19 protein-coding genes and 1 riboswitch are annotated in these 23,141 nt (G+C 72.7%); of the genes, 5 read left to right on the top strand and 14 right to left on the bottom strand.

The annotated features are described in order from the left end of the window. Positions 1–33: 33 nt before the first annotated feature. The 6 genes from G011_RS0119140 to G011_RS0119115 form a co-directional block, all read right to left on the bottom strand. Complete coding sequence (locus G011_RS0119140) at positions 34–1,689, bottom strand: cation acetate symporter (RefSeq protein WP_019609896.1); 1,656 nt, start codon at positions 1,687–1,689, stop codon at positions 34–36. Continuing rightward, positions 1,683–2,144, bottom strand: coding sequence for a hypothetical protein (locus tag G011_RS0119135; RefSeq protein ID WP_019609895.1), 462 nt, complete (start codon positions 2,142–2,144; stop codon positions 1,683–1,685). Before G011_RS0119135 ends, G011_RS0119140 begins: the two co-directional genes overlap by 7 nt. Continuing rightward, the gene (locus tag G011_RS0119130; protein ID WP_019609894.1) at positions 2,141–2,956 is read right to left on the bottom strand and encodes a LytTR family DNA-binding domain-containing protein; all 816 of its coding nucleotides are present in this window, start codon (positions 2,954–2,956) and stop codon (positions 2,141–2,143) included. The genes G011_RS0119135 and G011_RS0119130 overlap by 4 nt, the downstream gene beginning before the upstream one ends. Continuing rightward, positions 2,953–3,969: a sensor histidine kinase gene (locus G011_RS0119125; protein ID WP_019609893.1), complete on the bottom strand. Its 1,017-nt coding sequence runs from the start codon at positions 3,967–3,969 to the stop codon at positions 2,953–2,955. The genes G011_RS0119130 and G011_RS0119125 overlap by 4 nt, the downstream gene beginning before the upstream one ends. A 350-nt stretch (positions 3,970–4,319) precedes the next feature. Beyond that, positions 4,320–6,005, bottom strand: coding sequence for a cation acetate symporter (locus tag G011_RS0119120; protein ID WP_019609892.1), 1,686 nt, complete (start codon positions 6,003–6,005; stop codon positions 4,320–4,322). Continuing rightward, a complete protein-coding gene (locus G011_RS0119115) occupies positions 6,002–6,400 on the bottom strand; it encodes a DUF485 domain-containing protein (protein WP_013155128.1) in 399 nt (132 codons plus the stop codon). Before G011_RS0119115 ends, G011_RS0119120 begins: the two co-directional genes overlap by 4 nt. A gap of 412 nt (positions 6,401–6,812) precedes the next feature. Next, positions 6,813–6,879: riboswitch (guanidine-III (ykkC-III) riboswitch) on the top strand. Between the two features lie 36 nt (positions 6,880–6,915). Here G011_RS0119115 and G011_RS0119110 point away from each other — a divergent pair. Continuing rightward, complete coding sequence (locus tag G011_RS0119110) at positions 6,916–7,230, top strand: multidrug efflux SMR transporter (protein WP_013155127.1); 315 nt, start codon at positions 6,916–6,918, stop codon at positions 7,228–7,230. A 175-nt stretch (positions 7,231–7,405) separates the two neighbouring features. On the opposite strand, the gene G011_RS0119105 is transcribed toward G011_RS0119110, so the two are convergent. Beyond that, complete coding sequence (locus G011_RS0119105) at positions 7,406–7,873, bottom strand: RidA family protein (RefSeq protein WP_019609891.1); 468 nt, start codon at positions 7,871–7,873, stop codon at positions 7,406–7,408. A 189-nt stretch (positions 7,874–8,062) separates the two neighbouring features. On the opposite strand from G011_RS0119105, the gene G011_RS0119100 reads away from it, so the two are divergent. Further along, positions 8,063–9,046, top strand: a complete 984-nt coding sequence (locus G011_RS0119100) for a GlxA family transcriptional regulator (RefSeq protein WP_231391526.1) — start codon at positions 8,063–8,065, stop codon at positions 9,044–9,046. 133 nt (positions 9,047–9,179) lie between these two features. On the opposite strand, the gene G011_RS0119095 is transcribed toward G011_RS0119100, so the two are convergent. The 6 genes from G011_RS0119095 to G011_RS0119070 all read right to left on the bottom strand — a co-directional run bounded on the left by G011_RS0119095 (position 9,180) and on the right by G011_RS0119070 (position 18,218). Further along, positions 9,180–9,704: a hypothetical protein gene (locus G011_RS0119095; protein WP_019609889.1), complete on the bottom strand. Its 525-nt coding sequence runs from the start codon at positions 9,702–9,704 to the stop codon at positions 9,180–9,182. 35 nt (positions 9,705–9,739) lie between these two features. Next, positions 9,740–11,338 (bottom strand): Nramp family divalent metal transporter, encoded by a 1,599-nt coding sequence (locus G011_RS0119090; protein ID WP_013155125.1) that lies wholly within the window; start codon positions 11,336–11,338, stop codon positions 9,740–9,742. Positions 11,339–11,574: 236 nt separating this feature from the next. Next, positions 11,575–13,734, bottom strand: coding sequence for an acetate--CoA ligase family protein (locus G011_RS0119085; protein ID WP_019609888.1), 2,160 nt, complete (start codon positions 13,732–13,734; stop codon positions 11,575–11,577). 4 nt (positions 13,735–13,738) lie between these two features. Continuing rightward, positions 13,739–14,968: a formyl-CoA transferase gene (gene frc, locus G011_RS0119080; RefSeq protein ID WP_013155123.1), complete on the bottom strand. Its 1,230-nt coding sequence runs from the start codon at positions 14,966–14,968 to the stop codon at positions 13,739–13,741. A 23-nt stretch (positions 14,969–14,991) separates the two neighbouring features. Beyond that, positions 14,992–16,698, bottom strand: a complete 1,707-nt coding sequence (locus G011_RS0119075; RefSeq protein WP_013155122.1) for a thiamine pyrophosphate-binding protein — start codon at positions 16,696–16,698, stop codon at positions 14,992–14,994. Between the two features lie 101 nt (positions 16,699–16,799). After that, positions 16,800–18,218, bottom strand: coding sequence for an MFS transporter (locus G011_RS0119070; RefSeq protein ID WP_019609887.1), 1,419 nt, complete (start codon positions 18,216–18,218; stop codon positions 16,800–16,802). 152 nt (positions 18,219–18,370) lie between these two features. On the opposite strand from G011_RS0119070, the gene sucC reads away from it, so the two are divergent. From sucC to G011_RS0119055, 3 genes are read left to right on the top strand one after another with little or no spacing between them, the layout of a single operon-like run. Next, positions 18,371–19,558 (top strand): ADP-forming succinate--CoA ligase subunit beta, encoded by a 1,188-nt coding sequence (sucC, locus tag G011_RS0119065; protein ID WP_019609886.1) that lies wholly within the window; start codon positions 18,371–18,373, stop codon positions 19,556–19,558. A 38-nt stretch (positions 19,559–19,596) separates the two neighbouring features. Continuing rightward, a complete protein-coding gene (gene sucD, locus G011_RS0119060; RefSeq protein WP_019609885.1) occupies positions 19,597–20,535 on the top strand; it encodes a succinate--CoA ligase subunit alpha in 939 nt (312 codons plus the stop codon). After that, on the top strand, positions 20,532–22,079 hold the full coding sequence (locus tag G011_RS0119055; RefSeq protein WP_026338442.1) for an aldehyde dehydrogenase family protein: 1,548 nt from the start codon (positions 20,532–20,534) through the stop codon (positions 22,077–22,079). Before sucD ends, G011_RS0119055 begins: the two co-directional genes overlap by 4 nt. 173 nt (positions 22,080–22,252) lie before the next feature. Here G011_RS0119055 and fdhD read toward each other — a convergent pair whose 3' ends face one another. Beyond that, complete coding sequence (gene fdhD / locus G011_RS0119050) at positions 22,253–23,134, bottom strand: formate dehydrogenase accessory sulfurtransferase FdhD (protein ID WP_026338441.1); 882 nt, start codon at positions 23,132–23,134, stop codon at positions 22,253–22,255. Positions 23,135–23,141: the final 7 nt, after the last annotated feature.

Below are 23,141 nucleotides of genomic sequence, written 5' to 3'. Positions count from 1 at the left end.
CCGGAGTCGGCAGCAGGTTCACGGCCACGCGGGTCAGGGGGAGTGCAGGCGCAGCACGGCGTGCTCGGCCCAGTCCGGCGGCCTGGTCAGCCGCGAGACGAGCACCATCGTCCCGAAGGCCAGCGGGATGGTCCACGCCGCGGGCTGTGCCAGCAGCACCGCCAGCCACCCGACCGGGGGCGGCAGCAGGATCGACCATCCCACCGCGCCGGTCGCGGTCACCGCCCCCACGATCAGCCCGGACGCGGCCCCGGCCAGCGTCAGCCGCCGCCACCAGATGCCCAGCACCAGCAGCGGGCAGAACGTCGAGGCCGCCACCGTGAACGCCCACACCACCAGCACGTTGATGTCGATCAGCTGCGCGGGCAGCGCCAGCAGCACCGCCACGCACGCGCCCACGGCCACCGCCAGCCGCAGCCGCGGCACGCTGCCCTGGAACAGGTCGTGCGACAGCCCGCCCGCCAGGGCCAGCAGCAGTCCGGAGGAGGTGGACAGGAACGCGCCGAACGCCCCCGCCGCCACCAGCGCCGTCAGCACCGTCCCCACCGAGCCCGGCACCGCCTGGGCGGGCAGCACCACCGCGACCGTGTCGGTGCCCTGGAGCAGCACCAGGTGCGGGGTGAGCACCCGCCCGAGCAGCCCGTACACCGTCGGGAACAGGTAGAACAGCCCCAGCAGGGCGATCACGCCCACCGCCACCCGGCGCGCCGTCCGAGCCGTGGGGCTGGTGTGGAAGCGCATGATGACGTGCGGCAGCCCCATGCAGCCCAGCGTGATCGCCAGCAGCGTGGACCACGTCTCGAACAGCGGGTACCCGCCCACGTCCAGCAGCGGCGAACTCCACCGCTCGCTGCCCAGCTCCGGCAGCCCCGCCGGGTGCGGGATGGGCGCGCCCTCGGGGAACACGTACTCGGCGCCCGCCTCCACGGTGTGCTCCCCGGCCGCGAACTCCACCCGTTCGCCCCCGGAGGCGGTCACCGTCACCGGCTCGTCCAGGCTGAACCGGGTCCCCACGGTGAACTCCACCGGGGTCGTCTCGGGGAAGTGCGTGCCCCACTCGGGGTTGAGCGCCTCCGCCCGGGTCCGGGGACCGGCGTGCACCACCAGGTAGACCGCCGGGATGGCGATGAAGGCCAGCTTGACCACGTAGTGGAAGGCCTGGACGTAGGTCGCCGACCGCATCCCCCCGGCCGCGATCGAGGCGCTCACCACCAACCCGGCGAGCAGCACCCCCACCCAGTACGGCGTGCCGCTGACCAGGGCCAGCACGACACCGGCGCCCTTGAACTGGGGCACCAGGTACAGCAGCATGATCACCAGCACCACGCAGCCGCACAGCTTGCGCAGGCGCGGCGCGCCCAGGCGGTACTCGGCGAAGTCGGGCACGGTGAACGCCCCCGACCGGCGCATCGGCCCGGCCACCAGCGCCACCACCGCCACGTAGCCCGCGGCGAACCCCACCGCGTACCACATGGTGCCCAGGCCGTTCTTGAGCAGCAGCCCCGCCAGCCCCAGCACCGAGGCGGCCGACAGGTACTCGCCGGCGATCGCCATCGCGTTCCAGTTGGGGGAGATCCGCCGCGAGGCCACGAGGAAGTCGGAGGTCGAGCGGGCCGCCCGCACCCCGTAGACGCCGATGACCAGACTGGTGAGCAGGACCAGCCCGATGGCCAGGACCGCGATCACCACGTGCGCCCCGTGTCCTCACCGCTCGCGGATCCCGGTCCCCTCGCGCCTCCGGGTTTCCGTCGGGGCTCCCCGCTGCCGGACCCCGCGTGCTCCGGCGCCCCGGCGCTCTCGGCCCGGTCCTCGATCCGCTCGGCCGAGCGCACGTGCCACAGCGCCATCCCGAACAGCATTGGGTAGACCGCCACCGTCAGCAGCAGCCACGACAGCGGGACCCCGCCCAGGCGGACCTCCCCCAGGGAGGGGAAGAGCGCGAACGCGCCGCTCATCCCGAACAGCAGCACCGACAGCACCGCCACGGTGCGCACGGCGGTCCGCCGCTGGGCCCGGAAGAGCGCCCGGGCCGCCTCGGTGTCCACCGGCTCCGGGATCGGCAGCAGGTGCTGCGCGGGCCGGTTGCCCCGGGCCAGCGCGATCCGGGTCTGCGGGCTGGTCAGCTTCTCGCGGCGCGGGCTCACGGCGCCTGCTCCCCCTCACCGTCCCGCGACCGGGGGGCGGGGCCGCCCTGGGCGTTGGCGGACCGGCCGAGCTGGTCGCGCCGGGCCGCCTCCAGCAGTTGGGCGCGCAGGTGGCGGCCGTGGCGGCGGCTCACCGGCACGTCCCCGGCCGGGGTGCCCGCCACCAGGCCGGACGAGGAGGTCACCCGCAGGTCGCGCACCCACGGGATGGCGATGAGGAACCCCCGGTGGACCCGGACGAACCCGGCCGAGGCCCACACCTCCTCCAGGTAGGACAGCGACAGGCGGATGAGGTGGCCCCCGTCGGCGGTGTGCAGGCGCACGTAGTCTCCCTGGGCCTCCACGAACTGCACGTCGTCGCGCTTGACGAACACCGTGCGCCTGCCGGTGTCGATCTGCACCACGTGCAGGTCCTCGGCGGGCGGGGCCCCGCCCCCGGGCCTGCGCAGCTGGGCGATGCGGCCCACCGCCTCGGCCAGCCGCTCGGGCCGGATCGGCTTGAGCAGGTAGTCCACGGCGCCGATGCCGAAGGCCTCCACCGCGTGGGCCTCGGAGGCGGTCACGAACACGATGGACGGGGGCTCGGACAGCACGCTCAGCACCCGGGCCACGTCCATGCCGTCCAGACCGGGCATGAGGATGTCCAGGAACGCGGCGTCGATGGTGGTCGTCCCCAGCAGCCGCACCGCCGTGGCGCCGTTGTCGGCCACCAGGACCTCCGCCACCTCGGGCATGTCGCCGAGCAGGGAGGCCATCTCCTGGCGGGTGGAGGCCTCGTCCTCGACCACCAGCACCCGCAGTTCGGGCTTCAAGGCGCCACCACCCCCCTGGCGAACCTGGGCACGCGCACGGTCACCTTCGTCCCCTCCCCCAGCGCGGTCTCGATCACCAGACCGTACTCGGGTCCGTAGACGGCGCGCAGCCGCTGGTCCACGTTGGCCAGGCCGACGCTGCGCGACTCCGGGCCGGTGCCCGCCAGCAGGGAGCGGGCCAGGTCGGGGTGCATGCCGACCCCGTCGTCCTCGATCTCGATGACGCACAGCGGGCCCTCGCCGAAACCGGAGACGCTGATGTGGCCGCGGCCCTCCTTGCGCTCCAGCCCGTGCCGGATGGCGTTCTCCACGATCGGCTGCACGACCAGGAACGGGATGGCCACCGGCAGCACCTCGGGGGCCATTCGCACGGTGATGTCCAGACGGTCGTGGAAGCGGGCCCGCTGGAGTTCGAGGTAGGTCTGGGTGGCCTCCAGCTCCTCCGAGAGGGTCGCGTAGTCGCCCTTCTCCGAGAAGCCGTAGCGCAGGTAGTCGGCGAAGTCCGACAGCAGGTGGCGGGCCCGGTCGGGGTCGGTGCGCACCAGGGCGGCGATCACGGCCAGGGCGTTGTGCACGAAGTGGGGGGAGATCTGCGCCCGCAGGGTGCGCAGGTCGGCGGCGGCGATCCGGGCGCGGGCCCGGCGCAGCGCCGCGTGGTCCAGGCAGTCCGAGACCAGCGCGGCGGCGGCCTCCACGTCGGCCTCCACGGGGTGGCCCGAGGCCACCAGGGCGCCGGACAGCTCGTCGGCCACGGTCAGGGGGACCGCGCACACCGACGTGCCGTCGGGCAGGCGCATCCGGGCGTTGCTCCCGTACTCGAAGACCTGGGAGAGCAGCCCCTCGACCTCGGAGGGCGCGGGGTTGGTTCCGTGCGCGGCGACCGGACCGTCCAGGTCGGCCAGGACGACGCCGTCCACGGCCAGGAGCTGGCGCAGCCGCCTGGCGGCCGAGGGGACCCTCCGGCCGTGCAGCCCGTCCCGGAGGTCGACGCCGAGGGCGTGGACCTGGCGCATCAGCTCGACGCTCGCCCGCTGCTCCGAGGACGCTGGGCGACGTCGGGAGGGGGACACCCGCGACAGCCACCGGTATGACACGGAACGACCCTATCCCAGCGCACTGTGTCGGTGCTCACGTGGTCGGGGTCACCTTTCGAATCGTGACGCAAATGCGCGCTCGCGCCGAGGACAGGATCCGGGCCCGCCACCGGGAGCGGTGGCGGGCCCGGGGGAGCGCTCGGGGCGGCGGCCGTGCCGGGAGAAGGGTGGGCTCCCGGTCGGAGCGGGCCGCCGACGGCCCCCGAGCAGGTGGTTCGGGAGTCCTCCGGGCCCACGCGCGGAGCGCGGGCCCGGAGGAGGCACCACCCCTAGTGGTCGGCCGCCTTCTCCGCGCCCGCGCCGGTCAGGGCGCGGACCTGGAGCTGGGCGAACTTGTCGAAGTCGCGCTCCTTGGACGACAGGGTTCCCACGATCGCGCACAGCAGGCTGATCGGCACCGACACCAGGGCCGGGTTGGGCAGCGGGAACCAGGCGAAGTCCGCGGTCGGGATGAGCGCGGTCTCGCTGCCGGAGACCACGGGCGAGAAGAACACCAGGCCCACGGCGCTGATCAGGCCGCCGTAGATGCCCGCGAGGGCGCCGCGGGTGTTGAACCTCTTCCAGAACAGGCTGAGCAGCAGGGTCGGCAGGTTCGCCGAGGCCGCCATCGCGAACGCCAGCGAGACCAGGAAGGCCACGTTGAGGTTCTGCGCGAACACCGCCAGCAGGATCGAGACCACGCCGACGCCGAGGGCGGACAGGCGGGCGACCCGGACCTCCTCGGCGCCCGTGGCCCTGCCCTTGCGCAGGACCGAGTTGTAGAAGTCGTGCGCGATGGAGGACGAGGAGGCGATGACCAGGCCCGCCACCGTGGACAGGATGGCCGCGAAGGCCGCCGAGGCGATGATCGCCAGCAGGACCGCGCCCGCCATCTCGCCGCCGATGCGCTCGCCGACCACCTGGGCCAGCTGCGGGGCCGCGGTGTTGCCCGCGGCGTCCTGCGCCGTGATGGCCTCGTGGCCGACGATGGCCGCCGCGCCGAAGCCGAGCACCAGGGTCATCAGGTAGAAGGTGCCGATGAGGCCGATGCCCCAGTTGACCGACTTGCGGGCGCTCTGGGAGTCGGGGACGGTGTAGAAGCGGATGAGGATGTGCGGCAGACCGGCCGTGCCCAGCACCAGGGCCAGGCCCAGGCTGATCAGGTCCAGCTTGTTCCACAGGGTCTGGAGGGGGTCGCCCGCGACCTCCACGCCGTAGCGCAGGCCGGGCTCCAGGAAGCCCTCCTGGCCGCTGGCCGCGGCGGCGTCGCTCATCAGGGCGCCGAGGTTGAACCCGTACAGGGACAGGGTCAGCACGGTGAGCAGGGCGGCGCCCAGCATGAGGATGAGGGCCTTGATGATCTGCACCCAGGTGGTGCCCTTCATGCCGCCGAAGGTCACGTAGATGGTCATCAGCAGGCCGATGACCACGATGCCGACGATCTTGGCGGTGGCGGCGTCCATGCCCATGAAGGTCTGTCCGGGCTGGATGCCCAGTAGCAGGGCGATGAGCGCGCCCGCGCCGACCATCTGCGCCAGCAGGTAGAAGATCGACACCACGATCGTGGAGACCGACGCGGCGGTGCGCACCGGGCGCTGCCGCATCCGGTAGGACAGCACGTCACCCATGGTGTAGCGGCCGGAGTTGCGCAGCAGCTCCGCGACCAGCAGGAGGGCGACGAGCCAGGCGACGAGGAACCCGATGGAGTAGAGGAAGCCGTCGTAGCCGAACAGCGCGATCATGCCCGCGATGCCCAGGAAGGACGCGGCGGACATGTAGTCGCTGCCGATCGCCAGGCCGTTCTGGAGCGGGGAGAAGCCGCGCCCGCCCGAATGGAAGTCGGTGGCGGAGCGCGTGCTGCGGCCGGCCCAGACGGTGATGCCGAGCGTGGCCGCGATCATGAGGACGAAGAGGACGATGGTGATGATGCGGCTGCTGTCGCTGACCGTCTCGACAGCTTCCTGGGCGAGGTTCATCGGCCGCCCTCCTTGTTCGCCGCGGTGTAGTGGAGCTCGTCGCGCAGCTCGACCGCCTGGGCGTCGAGCCTGCGGCGCGCGTAGTTCGTGTACAGGACGGCGATCCCGAAGGTCGACACGAACTGGAGGACACCGAAGGCCAGGGCCACGTTGACGCTGCCGAAGAGCACGACGCCCATGAGGTCGCGGCCGAACGCGGACATGAGCACGTAGAGCAGGTACCACGCCATGAAGGCGAGGCTCATCGGGAAGACGAACCTGTACAGCCGCCGCTTGAGCTCCACGAAGCGCGGGTCGCCGTGCATGGTGACGTAGGCCTCGGTCGGGATCGCGTCGCCGCCTCCGTCGCCGTCGGGCGGCGGGGCCGGGTCCTTCGTCGGCCGGTCTGTTGACATGCTCTACCTCCGGGGGGATTGCCGTGCGTCCGGCGGCGACGGCGCCGCTCTGGTGTGATCTGCGTTACGGGGAACTGTAAGGAGCGGCACTACCGCGAAGGAGGGGGCTCGTGCGCACGCGCGCCGAACGCGGGGGAGGAGCGTCGAACGGTCGCCCAGCGCGCGGTGAGCGGTCGTCTGACGCGCCGAACGGCCGCCGAACGGCTCCGGTCCAGACCACGGGCCCCGAGCGCACACGCCCGCGGAGCCCGTTTCGCAGGGACTCCGGCACCCGGGGAAGGGCCCGGGGGCGTCCGGCCTCCGCCCCGCCGGGGGCCGTCCCGGCGGTGGGACACGCCTCCACCGGACCCGGAACGCCCGTCCGGCTCGGGGCGTTGTAGCTTGTGCACCATCACCGCCGTCGCGGGCATCCGCGTCGGCGCGTTCCGCGATACCCCGGACGAGGTGCGCCGTACCCGGTGACGACAAGACGGCGCGTTGGAAGACGCACGTCACACGTCACGGAGGTAGGCATCATGGCCTGGATCGTTCTGGTGGTCTCGGGGTTCCTGGAGACCGCGTGGGCCCTCTCGCTCAGCGCCTCGAAGGGCTTCACCCGACTGTGGCCGTCGGTGACCTTCGGGGTCACCCTGTTCCTGAGCATGGCCGGTCTGGCCTACGCCCTGCGCACCATCCCCGTCGGGACCGGCTACGCGGTGTGGGTGGCCATCGGTGCCGTCGGCACCGCGCTGGTGGGCATGTTCTTCCTCGGTGAGGGCTTCACCTGGGCCAAGCTGCTGTGCCTCGTGCTCATCGTCGCGGGCGTGGTGGGGCTCAAGCTCCTGCACTAGGACCCGTCGGGCGCGTCCGCCTCTTATGAGGGGGACGCGCCCTTCCGCTGTTTCGGACGGGGAAAGGCGAGCGGCGAACGGTGCCGGTGCGCCCTCCCCCCTGCCCTTTTCCCTGTTTCCCCGTGTTCCGCCGCCGAGTCCTTCCGTCATGCGGCCGAAAGAGGGGGCGAACGCGTTATTCCCCCGGGCGCGAGCCGTTCGCCGCCGGGGCCCCTGCGCGGGCGGTAAGGCTGATCTCGACCAGCAGTTCGGGGAAGGCCAGACGGGAGACGCCGATCAGGGTGCTCGCGACCTGGGGGTCGGGGCGGCCGTAGGCCTCCTTGCGCACCGGCCCGGCCACGGCGAAGGCCGCGTCCACGTCCAGCACGTAGACGGTCTCCTCCACGACGTCGTCCATCGAGGCGCCGAAGCGCCCCAGCAGCCCGGCCGCGTTGGCGTAGGCCCGGCGCATCTGCTCGCCCGTGTTGGCGAAGTCCGTGACGCGTCCGTCCGCGTCGACCGGAGCGGGAGCGACCAGCCGCTCCCCGTCGTGCGCCACCTGGCCGGACAGGTGGACGGTGTCACCGCGCCTGACCGCCTGGACGTAGCCGTAGCCCTCCTCCCACGAGACGCCGTGCTTCTCCACCTGGATCTCGCTGTTCATGGCACTCCCATATCGAAGACGGAATTTCCGGGGGGTGCTCGACAATCTAGGATTCGGGTCCGACCCGGACCAGCCGCTCGTGTGCCGAAAACAGCAAGGATCGTGCCATTCCGGAAAACGGCACCCTCGGCGGCGGAGAGTAGGATCAGCGGGCAGAGGCCACCCGGCACGGAAAGGCGAGGGAGAGCGTTGCGACCCCCACAGGCCCAGAAGGTCGTGGCGATACTCGCGGTCCCGCGGGGCTTCGCGCTGGACTACCGCATCCCCGCCCACGTCCTGGGCGGCCACCCCGGATACCGGGTCACCGTCTGCGGTGACGACCGCTACGGGACCGCAGGGGAGACGGACGACGGGTCGCCCGGCCCCGGACCGGTCGCGGAGATCAGGCCCACCCACCCGCTGTCCGCGGTGGAGTCCGCCGACGTCGTCGTGGTCCCCGGATACGGCGACCCGCACGTGCCACTGCCCCGGGCCCACCTGGACGCGCTGCGCCGCGCCGCCCGGGGCGGCGCCCGGATGGTCGCCATCTGCTCCGGGACCTTCGCGCTCGCCTCCAGCGGGGTCCTCGACGGGCGCACGGCCACGACGCACTGGCGCCACGCCGACCTGCTGCGGGCCCTGCACCCGGGGGTGGACGTCGTCGAGGACCGGTTGTTCGTCGAGGACGGACCGTTCCTGACCTCGGCGGGGGCGGCGGCCGGGATCAACGCCTGCATCCATGTCCTTCGGACCGACTTCGGCGACGCCGCCGCCGACGAGGCGGCCGCAGACTCCGTGGCCTCCCTGGCGGCGGCCGCGGCCGGACCCGGGTACGCGAACGTGCCCGCCCTCGCGCAGACCGGCCTCCAGGCCACCCGGGACTGGGTCCTGGACAACATCGGGTCCGCGATCACGGTGCAGCGGATGGCGGAGCACAGCATGCTCTCGCGCAGGACCTTCATCCGCCGCTTCGAGCGGGAGACGGGGATGCCGCCCATGCAGTGGGTCGCCCTGCAACGGATCCTGGGCGCGCGCCGCCTGCTGGAGACCTCGGACTGGTCGGTGGAGAGGATCGCCGGGGCGACCGGGTTCGGCACCGCCGCGAACTTCCGCGCCGTCTTCAAGAGGAGGACAGGGACGACGCCGTCCGCCTACCGCAGGTCGCACGGGCCCGCGCGGGTCACCGGTCCCTGACCGCCGCGCCCCGGGGAGCCGGGGCCGCGTACACGACGGCGGGGGCCGGACACCGTGCGGTGTCCGGCCCCTACGCCGTTACGGGGGAGCGGCGGTGCCGCGCGGATCCCCTGGACCGGGCGGGCCGCGGTGGCTAGGACGGGGCCCGGGGGGCGCCCCGGCGGGAACCGCCCCGCCGCCGGTCGAGGTGGACGGCGTGCTCCAGATAGCGTTCGACCAGGGACGCCGCCACGGGGTTGTGGCCCCGGACGCGGAGCAGCCAGTGCGGCGCGATCCGCTCGTGGAGCCACAGGAAGCCGATCGTGAACCCCAGGCTCAGCATCGCCTGGAGGGCCAGGAAGGACAGGAGCGGCTCCCCCAGCACGGTGTCGTCGCCCAGCGCCCACGCCACGGCGTAGGAGTCGATCAGCCGGGAGACGGGGAACCCCACCAGCCAGTACAGCGCCATGGGCGCCACCGCGCCGACCTGGAAGACACCGCGTGCCAGCAGCACGCAGTACCCGGCGCCGAACAGGGCCAGGGGTATCCCCAGTCCGGCCGCGAGGGCGAGGGTGACCACCGGGGACAGCCCGGCCATCACCGCGACGGCCGTGGCGAACAGACCGGCCACCAGGCCGATCAGCGCGCCCGGCAGCGTGATCTCCACGTGGTCGAGCACGGGCCTCCCGGTGGGGAGGACTTCCCGAGCGCCCATCAGTCGATCACGACCCCGAAGGCGAACAGCGAGTAGAACAGGGCGCCGAGGTAGAACACCGCCGCGAAGGCGATGACGGCGTTGGAGAGGATGCCCGGCCGGATCGGCTTGGGCAGGGTGAGGTTGTTGACCAGCAGCAGCACCACGCAGTAGGCGCCCATCGCGAACGCCGACAGGAAGGCCAGCACGTCCAGGATCGCCGCCGGGCCGTCGGCGGGGCCGAAGAGCAGGATGACGATGCCGAAGGCGATCAGGCCCCACAGGAAGAGGGCGTACAGCCTCGACATGCCGACCTTCTTGGCGCCCGGCACGAAGTTGAAGGTCATGTCGGCCTGGCCGCGCGAGAAGGAGTCGAACAGCCCCAGCGTGGCGTTGAGGCCGATGAGCGCGATGAAGCAGAAGAACACCGTGCCCAGGACCGGGCTCCCGGCCGCCGAGAAGGAGGCCGCCATGGCGTCCAGGGCGGCGTCGCGGTCGCCGTCGCGCAGCAGGTCGGTCACGTTCGGGTCGAAGCGGGCCGAGGCCTGGGCCAGCACGGTGAAGGAGATCGTCACCAGCATCGTGATGCCCCAGAACAGGACCATCGCGTCGAAGGTGACCCAGCGCCGCCAGCCCTTCCACTTCTCCATCTCCGAGGCGTCGGAGGTGTCGAACATGAAGCCGCGCGTGGGCATGGCCTCCTGCTCGCCCGCGTGCCGCAGGCCCCGGATCTTGGGGATGTGCGAGCCCATCCCGGCGCCCTTGTCGCGCAGGTGCAGGGTGTACCACATCTGCTGCATGCCCGAGGGCCCGGCGAAGGCGATGGAGCCCACGATCACGGGGAACCACAGGGCCGTGGTGGCCTCCTCCGGCAGGTAGCCGAACGCGAACATCCCGGTGAGGGTGGAGGTCAGGTCGGACAGGTCGCCCACGATGGCCGCGATCACGGCGCTGCCGACCACCAGCATGCCGATGCAGATCGACAGCACGTTCTCCAGCAGGTTGTAGATGACCTTCGCCAGGGTGAACACCACACCGACGAGGAGCATCCCGGCGACCGCCGTGGCCTGCCAGGGGATGCCGGTCACCCGTTCGAAGGCGGAGGCGCCCGCCGAGAGGTGGCCCGGCCAGATGTAGACCAGCATCGCCGTGATGAAGAAGAACCACATGAGCGGTTTGAACACGCGCGCGGCGCCGTAGAAGATGCTCTCCCCGGTGGCCATCGCGTAGCGCGACATCTCCAGCATGACCACGGCCTGGAGGGTGACGCCGACCAGGAACAGCCAGCGGATCTCGGGGCCGAAGACGAGGACCAGCCTCGGCCACATGTAGGACTCGCCCATGCCCACGCCGAGGGCGACGAGGAACACGGTGGGGCCCAGGATGTGGATCGAGGGCGGCGCCTTGGGCAGGGGGCGGATGGGCATCGGCTCCAGCCGGCCCGCCTTCCACACGCGCTCCTCGGGCGGAGCGCCGCCGGGAGCGGCCGTACCGGAGGCGGCCTCGGCCTCGGGGGGAGCGGCCTGCCTCTGGGCGGGGACGAAGGGTGGCTGTGCGTCGGTGGGGGACTGGCGGACCGGTTCGGGCGTGCCGCCGGTCTCGGGGCGTGAGGAATCCATGGCTGGGAACTCCCTGTGGGCTGTGCGGATGCGAGCTGCTTGCTGGCATGGCGCCCCCGGATGGTGCGGACTCCTCTCTGCCGGACGCACGGGCGAGGTCACCGCGACGTCGTGGCTGCGTCGCGCGGTGGGGGACCCGGCGGCCGTATGGCGGCGGCTCCGTGGCCGCCGGGTTCAGGGGTGGTGCGCGTTGCTGCGGGGCCCGGTCGGGGCCGGAGCACCGACCGGGCACTGGGTCAGAGTAGTCCCGCGGCGCGGGCCCAGCGATACTTCGCGCCGAGAATCTGCACGGGCTTCTCGGTGGTGTAGGGGAAGGCCACGACGCCGTGGTCGAACAGGTACCGGGAGGCCTCCTCGACCTCGGTGTCACCCGAGAGCGAGGCGACCACGGGCTTGTCGATCCCCTTGGCCCTGGCCTCGGCCACCACGTCGGCGACCACCTTCGCGAAGACCATCGGCGGCGTGATGATGGTGTGCCAGTAGCCCAGGATGAGCGCGTGCACCCGCTCGTCCTCCAGGCCCAGGCGGATCGTGGCCTCGTAGGTGGAGGGCGGCTCGCCGCCGGTGATGTCCACCGGGTTCCCGGCGGCGCCGAAGGGCGGGATGAAGGCCCGGAACGAGGCGTCCAGGTCCGGCGGGATCTCGTAGAGGCTCATCCCGTTGTCCACCACCGCGTCGGAGAGCAGCACGCCCGATCCGCCCGCGCCGGTGATGATGACGACGTTCTCGCCCTTGGGGGTGGGCAGGACCGGCAGCGCGCGGCCGAACTCCAGCAGCTCGTTGAGCCCGGGGGCCCGGACCACGCCCGCCTGGCGCAGGATGTCGTCGTAGACCTTGTCGTCGCCCGCCAGCGCGCCGGTGTGCGACCCGGCCGCGCGCGCCCCGGCGTCGGTGCGCCCGGCCTTGAGCACGATGACGGGCTTGTGCGGCACGACCTCGCGGGCGGCCTCGACGAAGGCGCGGCCGTCCTTGAGGTCCTCCAGGTGCATGGCGACGGCGTTGGTGTTCTCGTCCTGGCCGAAGAAGGTGAGCAGGTCGTCCTCGTCGATGTCGGCCTTGTTGCCGACGCCGACGATGGCCGAGACGCCGGTGCTCGTGCTGCGGCTGTAGCCGAGGATGGCCATGCCGATCCCGCCCGACTGCGAGGTCAGGGCGGTGCCTCCGCTGACGTCGTAGGGGGTGCAGAAGGTCGCCGACAGCTTCTCGGGCGTGTAGTAGTAGCCGTAGATGTTGGGGCCGAGCAGGCGCACGCCGTGCCTGCGGGCGACGGCGAGCACCTCGTCCTGGAGCTCCTGCTCGCCGGTCTCGGCGAACCCGGAGGGGATGAGGACCGCCGCGGCGGCCCCCTTCGTGCCGACCTCCTCCAGCGCGCCCGCCACGAACTTGGCGGGGATCGCGAAGACCGCCACGTCGACCTCGCCGGGGATGTCGAGGACGCTGGCGTAGGCCGTGCGGCCGTACACCTCGGGGGACTTGGGGTTGACCGGGTAGACCTCGCCCGCGTACCCGCCGTCGACGATGTTCTTGATGACGGAGTGGCCGATCTTGCCGGGCTCGTTGGAGGCGCCGACGATCGCGATCGACCGCGGCTTGAAGACCCGGTTCATCGCGGCGAGGATCTCGTCGCGTTCGAACCGCGCGGGCGGCTCGGGCGGCGCGAAGTCCAGGACGAAGCGCAGGTCCGCGGCCACGGCGGAGGCCGGTCCGGCGAAGACCGGGTTGAGGTCGGCCTCGGCGATCTCGGGGAAGTCGGTGACCAGGTCCGACAGCCTGCTGACCACGTCGGCCAGCCGCTCCCGGTCCACGGCGGGGCGGCCGCGCACGCCGCGCAGGACCTCGGCCGCGCGGATGTCGTCGATCTGGGTCAGCGCCTCCTCGCGGGAGACCGGGGCCATCCGGAAGGTGACGTCGCGCAGCACCTCGACCAGGACGCCGCCCAGCCCGAAGACCACGATCTTGCCGAAGGTGGGGTCGGTGGTCGCGCCGACGAGGACCTCGACCTCCGGCCCGCCGCCGACCTGCTGCTGGATCTGGACCCCGTCGATGCGCGCCCCCGGGGTGTGGGCCAGGGCGTTGGCGGTGATGCGGTGGTAGGCCTCGGTGACCTTCTCGGCGCTGTCCAGGCCGACCTCGACGCCGCCCGCGTCGGTCTTGTGCAGGATGTCGGGGGAGACGATCTTGGCCACGACCGGCAGGCCGAGCTCACCGGCGAGTTCGGCGGCCTCCTCGGCGGAGTGCGCCAGGGCCTCGCCCGGCACGGGGATGCCGTAGGCGTCGGCCAGGACGCGGCCCTCGGGGGCGGTCAGGGCGGTCCTGCCCTCGGCCCTGGCGCGGTCGAGCACCTCGCGGACCGCGGCGCGGTCGTGGTCGGGGCGGTCGGGGGTGTAGGCGGCCATGTGTTCAGATCACTCCGTTCGATGCGAGTTCGGCCAGGTCCTCGTCGGACAGCCCCAGCTCGCCGCCGTAGACCTCGGCGTTGTGCTCGCCGAGCAGCGGGGAGCGGACGACGTCCACCGGTGAGTCCGAGAGCCGGATCGGCGAGGAGACCGTGTCGTAGGAGCCCCGCTCGGGGTGCTCGACGGTGGTGACGACCCCGTTGGCCCGCAGGGTGGGGTCGTCGATGATCTCGCGGGTGGACATGATCGGCCCGCAGGGGATGTTGTGCGCGTTCAGCGCGGCCAGCACGTCCCACTTGGGGAGCTGGCTGGCCCACTCCTCGATGAGGGCGAACATCTTGTCGAGCTTGTCCAGCCGGGCCTCGGGGGTGGCCCACTCGGGGTCCTCGGCCAGCTCGGGGCGGCCGATGAGCCGCGTGATGGGTTCCCAGCCGGTGGGCTGGACGATGACGTACACGTAGTCGTTGGGGCCGCCGGGGGAGGTGCGCACGGCCCAGCCGGGCTGGCCGCCGCCGGAGGCGTTGCCGGAGCGGGGGACCTCGTCGCCGAAGTCGTCGTTGGGGTACTCCGCCAGCGGTCCGTGCGCCAGGCGCTGCTGGTCGCGCAGCTTGACCCGGCACAGGTTGAGCACCGCGTCCTGCATGGCGACCTGGACGCGCTGGCCCCGGCCGGTGGTGGTGCGCTGGTACAGCGCGGCGAGGATACCGGCTACTGTATGCATTCCTGTGCCCGAGTCACCGATCTGGGCGCCCGTCGCCAGCGGCGGGCCGTCCTCGAACCCGGTGGTGCTCATGGAGCCGCCCATCGCCTGGGCGATCACCTCGTAGGCCTTGAAGTCGGCGTAGGCGCCGGGGCCGAACCCCTTGATGGAGGCGTAGACCAGCCGCGGGTTGGCCTCGGCGAGCACCTCCCAGGTGAAGCCCATACGGTCCAGCGCGCCGGGGGCGAAGTTCTCCACCAGCACGTCGCTGCGGCGCACCAGGTCCAGGAAGATCTCCTTGCCCCTGGGGCTCTTGGTGTTGAGGGTGACGCTGCGCTTGTTGGAGTTGAGCATCGTGAAGTAGAGGCTGTCCACACCGGGCTTGTCCCGGAGCTGGCGCCGGGTGATGTCACCCGTGACCGCCTCCACCTTGACCACGTCGGCGCCCATCCAGGCGAGTATCTGCGTCGCCGACGGGCCCGACTGGACGTGGGTCATGTCCAGGACGCGGACCCCGTCGAGTGCCTTGCCCATGACTCTCTCCTTCCTGGTCAGGGCTACTTGTACATGGTCTGGTTCATCGTTCCCGGGGCGTAGACCTCGGGGTCGATCCAGACGTTGATCAGCGAGGGCTTGCCGGACTCGCGGGCGCGGCGCAGCGCCGGGGCGATGTCGGCCGGGTCCCGGACCTCCTCGCCGTGGCCGCCCAGCATCCGGGCGAACTCGGCGTAGTTGACGTCGCCCAGGGTGTTGCCGATCTCGCCCCGGTCCGCGCCGTACTTGGCGATCTGGCCGTAGCGGATCTGGTTCATCGAGGAGTTGTTGCCCACGATGCCGACGAAGGGCAGGTCGAACCGGACCAGGGTCTCGAAGTCCCAGCCGGTCAGGCTGAACGCGCCGTCGCCGAAGAGGGCCACCACCTCCTTGTCCGGGCGGGCGTACTTGGCCGCCATCACGAACGGGACGCCCACGCCCAGCGTGCCGAGGGGCCCGGGGTCCATCCAGTGGCCCGGCGACTTGGGCTGGACCACCTGGCCGGAGAAGGTGACGATGTCGCCGCCGTCGCCGACGTAGATGGAGTCCTCGGTGAGGAACTGGTTGATCTCGCTGACCAGCCGGTAGGGGTGGATGGGCGTGGAGTCGGAGGTGAGCAGGTGCGCCCGCTTGTCCAGCGCGGCCTGCTCCTGGGTGCGCAGCTCCTCCAGCCAGGTCTTGCGGCTCTGGGCGCCGTTGTCCCCGTAGCCCGAGGTCGCCTGGAGCACCGAGGACAGGATCACGTCGGCGTCCCCGACCAGCCCCAGGTCCACGTCGCGGTTCTTGCCGACGGTGGCGTAGTTGAGGTCGATCTGCACCACCGTGGCGGTGGGCGAGAGGCGCTTGCCGTAGCCCATCCGGAAGTCGAAGGGGGTGCCGACGATGATGATCAGGTCGGAGTTGGTGAAGGCGTAGCGCCGGGAGAGCTGGAAGTGGTGCGGGTCCCCGGGCGGCAGGGTGCCCCGGCCCGCGCCGTTCATGTAGGCGGGGATGTTGAGCGCGCGCACCAGGTCGGTGGCGGACTGCGTGGCCCGGGTGGTCCACACCTGGTTGCCGAGCAGGATGCTGGGCTTCTCGGAGCGCACGATCAGGTCGGCGAGCCGCTCGATCGCGGCGGGGTCGCCCGCCTGCCGGGTGGAGGCGCGGTAGCGGCCCTTGGCGGGGACGCGGGCCCGCTCCACGGGCACCTCGGCGTCCAGGACGTCCCGGGGGATCTCCAGGAAGGCCGGGCCGGGGGCGCCGCTGTTGGCCTCGCGGAAGGCCATCGAGACCAGGTCGGCGACCCGCTCGGTGTGGGGCACGGTGGCGGCGAACTTGGAGATCGGGTTGATCATGTCCACGTGCGGCAGGTCCTGGAGCGAGCCCATCTTGTGCTGGCTCAGGGCGCCCTGGCCGCCGATGACCAGCATCGGGCTCTCCGCGCGGTAGGCGTTGGCGATGCCGGTGACCGCGTCGGTGGTCCCCGGTCCGGCGGTCACGACGGCGCACCCGGGCTTGCCGGTGACGCGGGCGTAGCCGTCGGCGGCGTGCGCGGCGACCTGCTCGTGCCGCACGTCGACCACGTCGATGCCCTCGTCCGCGCATCCGTCGTAGATGTCGATGATGTGTCCGCCGCAGAGCGTGAAGATGACGTCGATCCCCTCGGCCTTGAGGGCCTTGGCGACCAGGTGGCCGCCGGAGATCGTGGTCTTCTCGCTGCTGGTGGACTCGCTGGTTGCCTTGTCGGCCATCGGTACGCCGACCCCTTTCGTGCGGGTGTGCGGGATGTGTCCTGCGGTGGCTTGTGTGCTGCGACCGTCTTCTGTAGGCGGGATACTGTATACCGTGTGCATCACATTGGAGCACGGTGCCGCGTCGCTGTCCAGACCCCGTGTGGGGCGGGTGTGGTCCGGACCGGAAGCGGGCGCCTGAGCAGGGCCGCCAGAACGGCCGCCGCGCCGCAGAGCACGCCGGACGCGGCCAGTCCCGCCGGCCACGCGGAGGTCGGCGCCAGGGCCAGGAACAGCGCGGCCCCGCCGACGCCGAGCAGGCCGCCGACCGCCTTGGAGCTGTAGACCAGGCCGTGGATGTCGGCTGTCCAACGCGGCCCGAAGTGGCCCTCGGTGATCGCCCGGGTCAGCGGGTAGCACGAGCCGGTGCACGCGCCCGCCGTCAGCGCCAGGAGCACCAGTGCGGCGCTCTGCCCGGCCGGGACGGCGGCGGCCAGTCCCGCCTGGGCGAGCGCCCCCGCCCCCAGCAGCGCGGTGAGGGTCCGCCTGCGGCCGGCCCGCTCGGCCGCGGCGCCCGCGGCCAGCCGTCCCAGACCGCTGCCCGCGGCGAAGGCCGTCACGGTCAGGGCGACCGCCGCGCCCGGGTGGCCGCCCTCCGCCAGGAGGACGGGCAGCGCGGCGAGGGTGGACAGCGCGCTCGCCCCGGACAGCGCGACCACCGCGTGCAGGAGCGGCAGGGAGCGGCCGGAGGACCACGCCTGGGCCGGGGTGAGGTCGCGGGCCCACGGCGGGTCGGCGCCCGCCAGCAGCGCGTTCGCGCGCGGGTCGGAGCCGGGCGGCCACCACCGGGGCGGGGCCGGGCGCTGCCCCGCGCCGCCCACCAGCCCCAGGACCGCGACCAGCAGGGCGAGCGCCCCGCAGGCGACGGGCAGGGCGGAGGGGGAGACCCCGACCGCGACGGCGGGCAGGAGGGGCAGCCAGCCCAGGGCGAAGGCGCCGCCCACGGCGCCCGAGCGCACGGTGCGCCGGTCCGGGAACCAGCCGTCCACCAGGTGTGTGCAGGAGTGGTAGACCAGCCCCGCGCCCAGGCCGCCCAGGAGGCCGTAGCCCAGGACGGCGGCGGGGAGCGACGGGAAGACGCCGAGCGCGACCAGGGCGGCGGCGCACAGCAGCGCTCCCGCCTGGACGGCCGGTCCGGCCCGCACAGCTCCCCGGGCCCGGAGCCGGTGCAGCGCCGGTGCGCAGGCGCCCTGCACCAGGGTCCACACGAGGAAGGGGAGCAGCGCCTGGGCGGGGGACCAGCCGTGCGCGGCCACCAGCGAGGGGACCGCGGCGCCGTAGCCGAACTGGAGACCGCCGACCGCCGCCGCGGCGGTCAGCGCGCGGAGCAGGATCGCGCGGCGGGACCGGCCGGTGAGCGCGCGGGCCGAGGGGCCCACCGTGTAGCTCCTGCCGCGCCAGTCGCGCACCTCCTCCGGGAGGGGGTGCGCGGAGGAGGGGGTGGAGGGGGACGGATCGGGGGCCGGGCGGCGGCTGCGCATGACGACACCTCCTTGTATGCAGTATGCAAAGAGCGCGCCGATCTGGAAAGGGGTGACCGGGGACACATTTCTGCCCGAGGGGCTATTGCATACTGCATACAGTATGGCGTAACACTGGAGGTGACCGAGAACCACGCACGTGAGGAGGCCCGGTGGATCTGTACGAGTACGAGGCCAAACAGCTCTTCGGGGAGTACGGCGTCCCCCTCGTCGAGGGCGAGATCGCGGACACCCCCGAACAGGCCCGGCTGGCGGCGGGACGGATCGGCCACCGGGTGGTGGTCAAGGCGCAGGTCAAGACCGGTGGTCGCGGCAAGGCCGGCGGCGTCAAGGTCGCCGAGGGCCCCGAGGACGCCCAGGCCAAGGCCGAGCAGATCCTCGGTATGGACATCAAGGGCCACACGGTCCACCGTGTCCTGGTCGAGGAGGCCTCCGACATCGCGGAGGAGTACTACTTCTCCTTCCTGCTGGACCGCGCGAACCGCACCTTCCTGTCCATCTGCTCCGCCGAGGGCGGCATGGACATCGAGGAGGTCGCCCGGACCCGGCCCGAGGCGGTCGTGCGCACCCCGGTCGGCCCCGAGGGCGTGGACCACGGGGCCGCCCTCGCGATCTGCCGCGCGGCCGGGCTGCCCGAGGAGGTGCGCGACTGCGCGGCCCAGGTGGTCACCCGGCTCTGGCAGGTCGCCGTCGGGGAGGACGCCACCCTCGTCGAGGTCAACCCCCTGGTCCGCACGGCCGACGGGCGGATCATCGCCCTGGACGGCAAGGTCACCCTGGACGGCAACGCCGCCTTCCGCCACCCCGAGCGGACCCCGTTCGCCGACGGCGCCGACACCGACGAGCGCGAGCGCATGGCCAGGGCCAGGGGCCTGAACTACGTCAGGCTCGACGGCGAGGTCGGCGTCATCGGCAACGGCGCGGGTCTGGTCATGTCCACCCTGGACGTGGTCGCCCACGCGGGCGGGGCGCACGGCGGGGTGCGACCGGCCAACTTCCTGGACATCGGCGGCGGGGCCTCGGCCGAGGTCATGGCCAACGGCCTGGAGATCATCCTGGGCGACCCCTCGGTCAGGAGCGTCCTGGTCAACGTCTTCGGCGGCATCACCGCCTGCGACGCGGTGGCCGAGGGCATCGTCCGGGCCCTGGACATGCTGGAGGGCCGCAGCGGAGACGAGGGCTTCGACCAGCTCGGCAAGCCGCTGGTCGTGCGTCTGGACGGCAACAACGCCGAGCTGGGCCGCGAGATCCTCACCAAGCGGGCCCACCCGGCCGTGCAGCAGGTGGACACCATGGACGGCGCCGCCGCCCGTGCCGCCGAGCTCGCGGCCGCCAACTGACAGCGGCCGGACACCCTCGACGGGAGCGACGAACACACATGGCCATCTTCGTGAACAGCGACAGCAGAGTCCTGGTGCAGGGCATGACGGGCTCTGAGGGCACCAAGCACACCCGGCGCATGCTCGCCTCGGGCACCACCATCGTGGGCGGGGTCAACCCCCGCAAGGCCGGCCAGAAGGTCGACTTCGACGGCACCGAGGTGCCCGTCTTCGGATCGGTGGCCGAGGGCATGGCCGCCACCGGCGCCGACGTCACCGTCATCTTCGTGCCGCCCAAGTTCTCGCGTGAGGCGGTCTTCGAGGCCATCGACGCCGAGATCGGGCTGGCCGTGGTCATCACCGAGGGCATCCCGGTGCACGACACCGCCGCGTTCTGGGCCCACGCCCAGGCCAAGGGCAACAAGACCCGCATCATCGGTCCCAACTGCCCCGGGCTGATCACGCCGGGCCAGTCCAACGCGGGCATCATCCCGTCCGACATCACCAAGCCGGGTCGGATCGGGCTGGTGTCCAAGTCCGGGACGCTGACCTACCAGATGATGTACGAGCTGCGTGACATCGGTTTCTCCTCGGCGGTGGGCATCGGCGGGGACCCGATCATCGGCACCACGCACATCGACGCCCTGGCGGCCTTCGAGGCCGATGCGGACACCGACGTGATCGTGATGATCGGTGAGATCGGCGGTGACGCCGAGGAGCGGGCGGCGGAGTTCATCCGTGACAACGTGACCAAGCCCGTGGTGGGGTACGTGGCGGGCTTCACCGCTCCGGAGGGCAAGACGATGGGCCACGCGGGCGCGATCGTCTCGGGTTCCTCGGGCACCGCCGCGGCGAAGAAGGAAGCACTGGAGGCCGTCGGCGTCAAGGTCGGCACCACCCCCAGCGAAGCGGCCCGGATGGTGCGCGCCGTCCTGGCCGGGGCTCCCCTCGGAGAGGAGGCGGGCGCCCTCTCCGAGGCGGCGCCCACGGCGCGATGACGGCGATGCTCAAGCCCGGCACCGACTGGGCGACCCTGTACACCCGCTGCCGCGAGGAGGCCCCGGAGGCCTTCGGACCCGACCGGACGCACAACCACTGGGGCGGCCGGTGGCGTGCCGACGGCGAGCCCCGGACCGCGTACTCGCCCGTGGACGGCTCGGAGATCGCGGGCCCGCCCATGCTCGACGGCGCCACCGCGGCCCGCGCGGTCGCCGGGGCGGCCGAGGACCACCGCCGCTGGAGCGCGCTGCCCCTGGCCGAGCGCCGGGAGCGGGTGCGCGCCGCGGTCCGGTCCTGGGAGCGGCACCGCGACACCCTCGCCCTGGCCCTGGTCTGGGAGATCGGCAAGCCCTGGCGGCTGGCCCGCCAGGACGTGGACCGGGCGATCTCGGGGGTCGAGTGGTACCTGGACGGCGTCGAGCCCATGCTGGAGGGCCGCCTGCCCCTGGACGGCCCGGTCAGCAACATCGCGAGCTGGAACTACCCGATGAGCGTGCTGGCGCACGCGATGTGCGTCCAGGCGCTGGCGGGCAACGGCGTGATCGCCAAGACCCCCACCGACGGCGGGCTGGTCTGCCTGACCCTGGCTGTGGCCCTGACGGTCCGCGAGGGCCTGCCGTTCACGCTGGTCAGCGGAGGCGGTAGCGACCTCTCCCCGGCGCTGGTGCGCGGGCCCGAGATCGGCTGCGTGTCCTTCGTGGGCGGCCGGGACACCGGCGGCCGGGTGGCGGCCGACCTCGCCGACCTGGGGCGTCCGCACGTCCTGGAACAGGAGGGGCTCAACTGCTGGGGCGTGTGGGAGTTCGGGGACTGGGAGACCCTCTCCGGGCAGATCCGCAGGACCTTCGACTACGCCAAGCAGCGCTGCACCGCCTACCCCCGGTTCGTCGTGCAGCGCTCCCGGTTCGACGCCTTCCTCGACGCCTACCTCACGGCGGTCCGGTCCGTGCGCTTCGGCCACCCCCTGGCCGTGGAGGCCCCGGGGGACGACCCGCCCGAGCTGGACTTCGGCCCGGTGATCAACGCGGCCAAGGCCAAGGAGCTGACCGACCGGGTGGCCGAGGCCGTCGCGGGCGGGGCCGTGCCGCTGTACCGGGGCGGCCTGGAGGACGCCCTCCTGCTGCCGGGCCAGAACACCGACGCCTACGTGGCCCCCGTGGCCCTCCTGGAGCCGCCGCGCTCCTCGCCGCTCTTCCACGCCGAGCCCTTCGGCCCGGTCGACTCGATCGTGCTGGTGGACACCGAGGCCGAGCTGCTGGCCGCCATGAACGCCAGCAACGGCGCCCTGGTCGCCACGGTCTCGTGCGACGACACCGACACGGCCGCGCGCCTGGCCGCCGGGGTGCGGGCCTTCAAGGTCGGCGTCAACCGGCCGCGCTCGCGCGGGGACCGCGAGGAGCTGTTCGGCGGCTGGGGCGACTCCTGGCGGGGCGCCTTCGTCGGCGGCGAGCTGCTGGTCCACGCGGTCACGAGGGGACCGGCGGCCGAGCGCCTGCCCGGCAACTTCCCGCACTACACCCTGCGCCCCGAGGGACGCGTCTAGGCAGCGCCTCCGGGGGCGTCCGGAACCGGGCGCCCCCGGAGCCGACACCGCGAAGCGGCCCTCCCCGGGAGCGGGAGGGCCTTCGGGGAAGCCTGGGCGGGTCCTCCCCCGGGAGGACCGGATGTCGGGAGCGGTCGGTGCAGGGGGCTGGAGCGCACCGGCCGCTCCCGCGTCTACCGACCCGGACCGCGGACGCCTCCCGTGGCCGCCGAAGGCGCGGTGTGCGCCTTCTTCAGGAGGATCCGGTGCCGTCCGGCGTAGACGTTCATGGAGGTTCCCCGGAGGAAGCCGACCAGGGTGATGCCCGCCTCGACGGCGAGGTCGACGGCCAGGGACGAGGGCGCGGAGACGGCGGCCATCATCGGGATGCCGGCCATCCACGCCTTCTGGACCAGCTCGAAGGAGGCCCGCCCCGAGACCATCAGCACCGTCTCGCGCAGCGGGAGCCGGTCCGAGCGCAGCGCCCAGCCGACCAGCTTGTCCACCGCGTTGTGGCGGCCCACGTCCTCGCGCAGGGCCAGCAGTTCGCCGTCGGCGGTGAACAGGCCGGCGGCGTGCAGGGCGCCGGTGCGCTCGAACACCCGCTGGGCCTCGCGCAGCCGGTCGGGCAGCGAGGTCAGGGTGTCCGCGTCCACGCGCAGCCCGTCCCCGTCCACCGGCCACACGGCCTGGGTGCGCACGGCCTCCAGGCTCGCCTTGCCGCACAGGCCGCACGAGGAGGAGGTGTAGAAGTTGCGCTCCAGGGAGGTGTCGGGGCGGGGGACCCCCGGGGCCAGGGACACGTCGAGCACGTTGTAGGTGTTCGAGCCGTCCTCGGTGGCCCCGGCGCAGTAGCGGATCGCGGTGACCTCCTCGCCCCGGGAGACCACGCCCTCGCTGACCAGGAACCCCGCGGCCAGGTCGAAGTCGTTGCCGGGGGTGCGCATGGTGACGCTCAGCGGGTCCCCGTCCAGCCTGATCTCCAGGGGCTCCTCGACGACCAGCGTGTCCACGCGCTCGGTCGCGGACCCGTCCCTGATCCGGAGCACCTTCTCCCGGACCGTGACCCGTCCCATCCGTTCC

Origin of the sequence: Nocardiopsis sp. CNS-639 (assembly GCF_000381685.1) — a bacterium.
Classification (GTDB): domain Bacteria; phylum Actinomycetota; class Actinomycetes; order Streptosporangiales; family Streptosporangiaceae; genus Nocardiopsis; species Nocardiopsis dassonvillei.
This window is presented reverse-complemented; position numbering and strand designations above follow the sequence as displayed.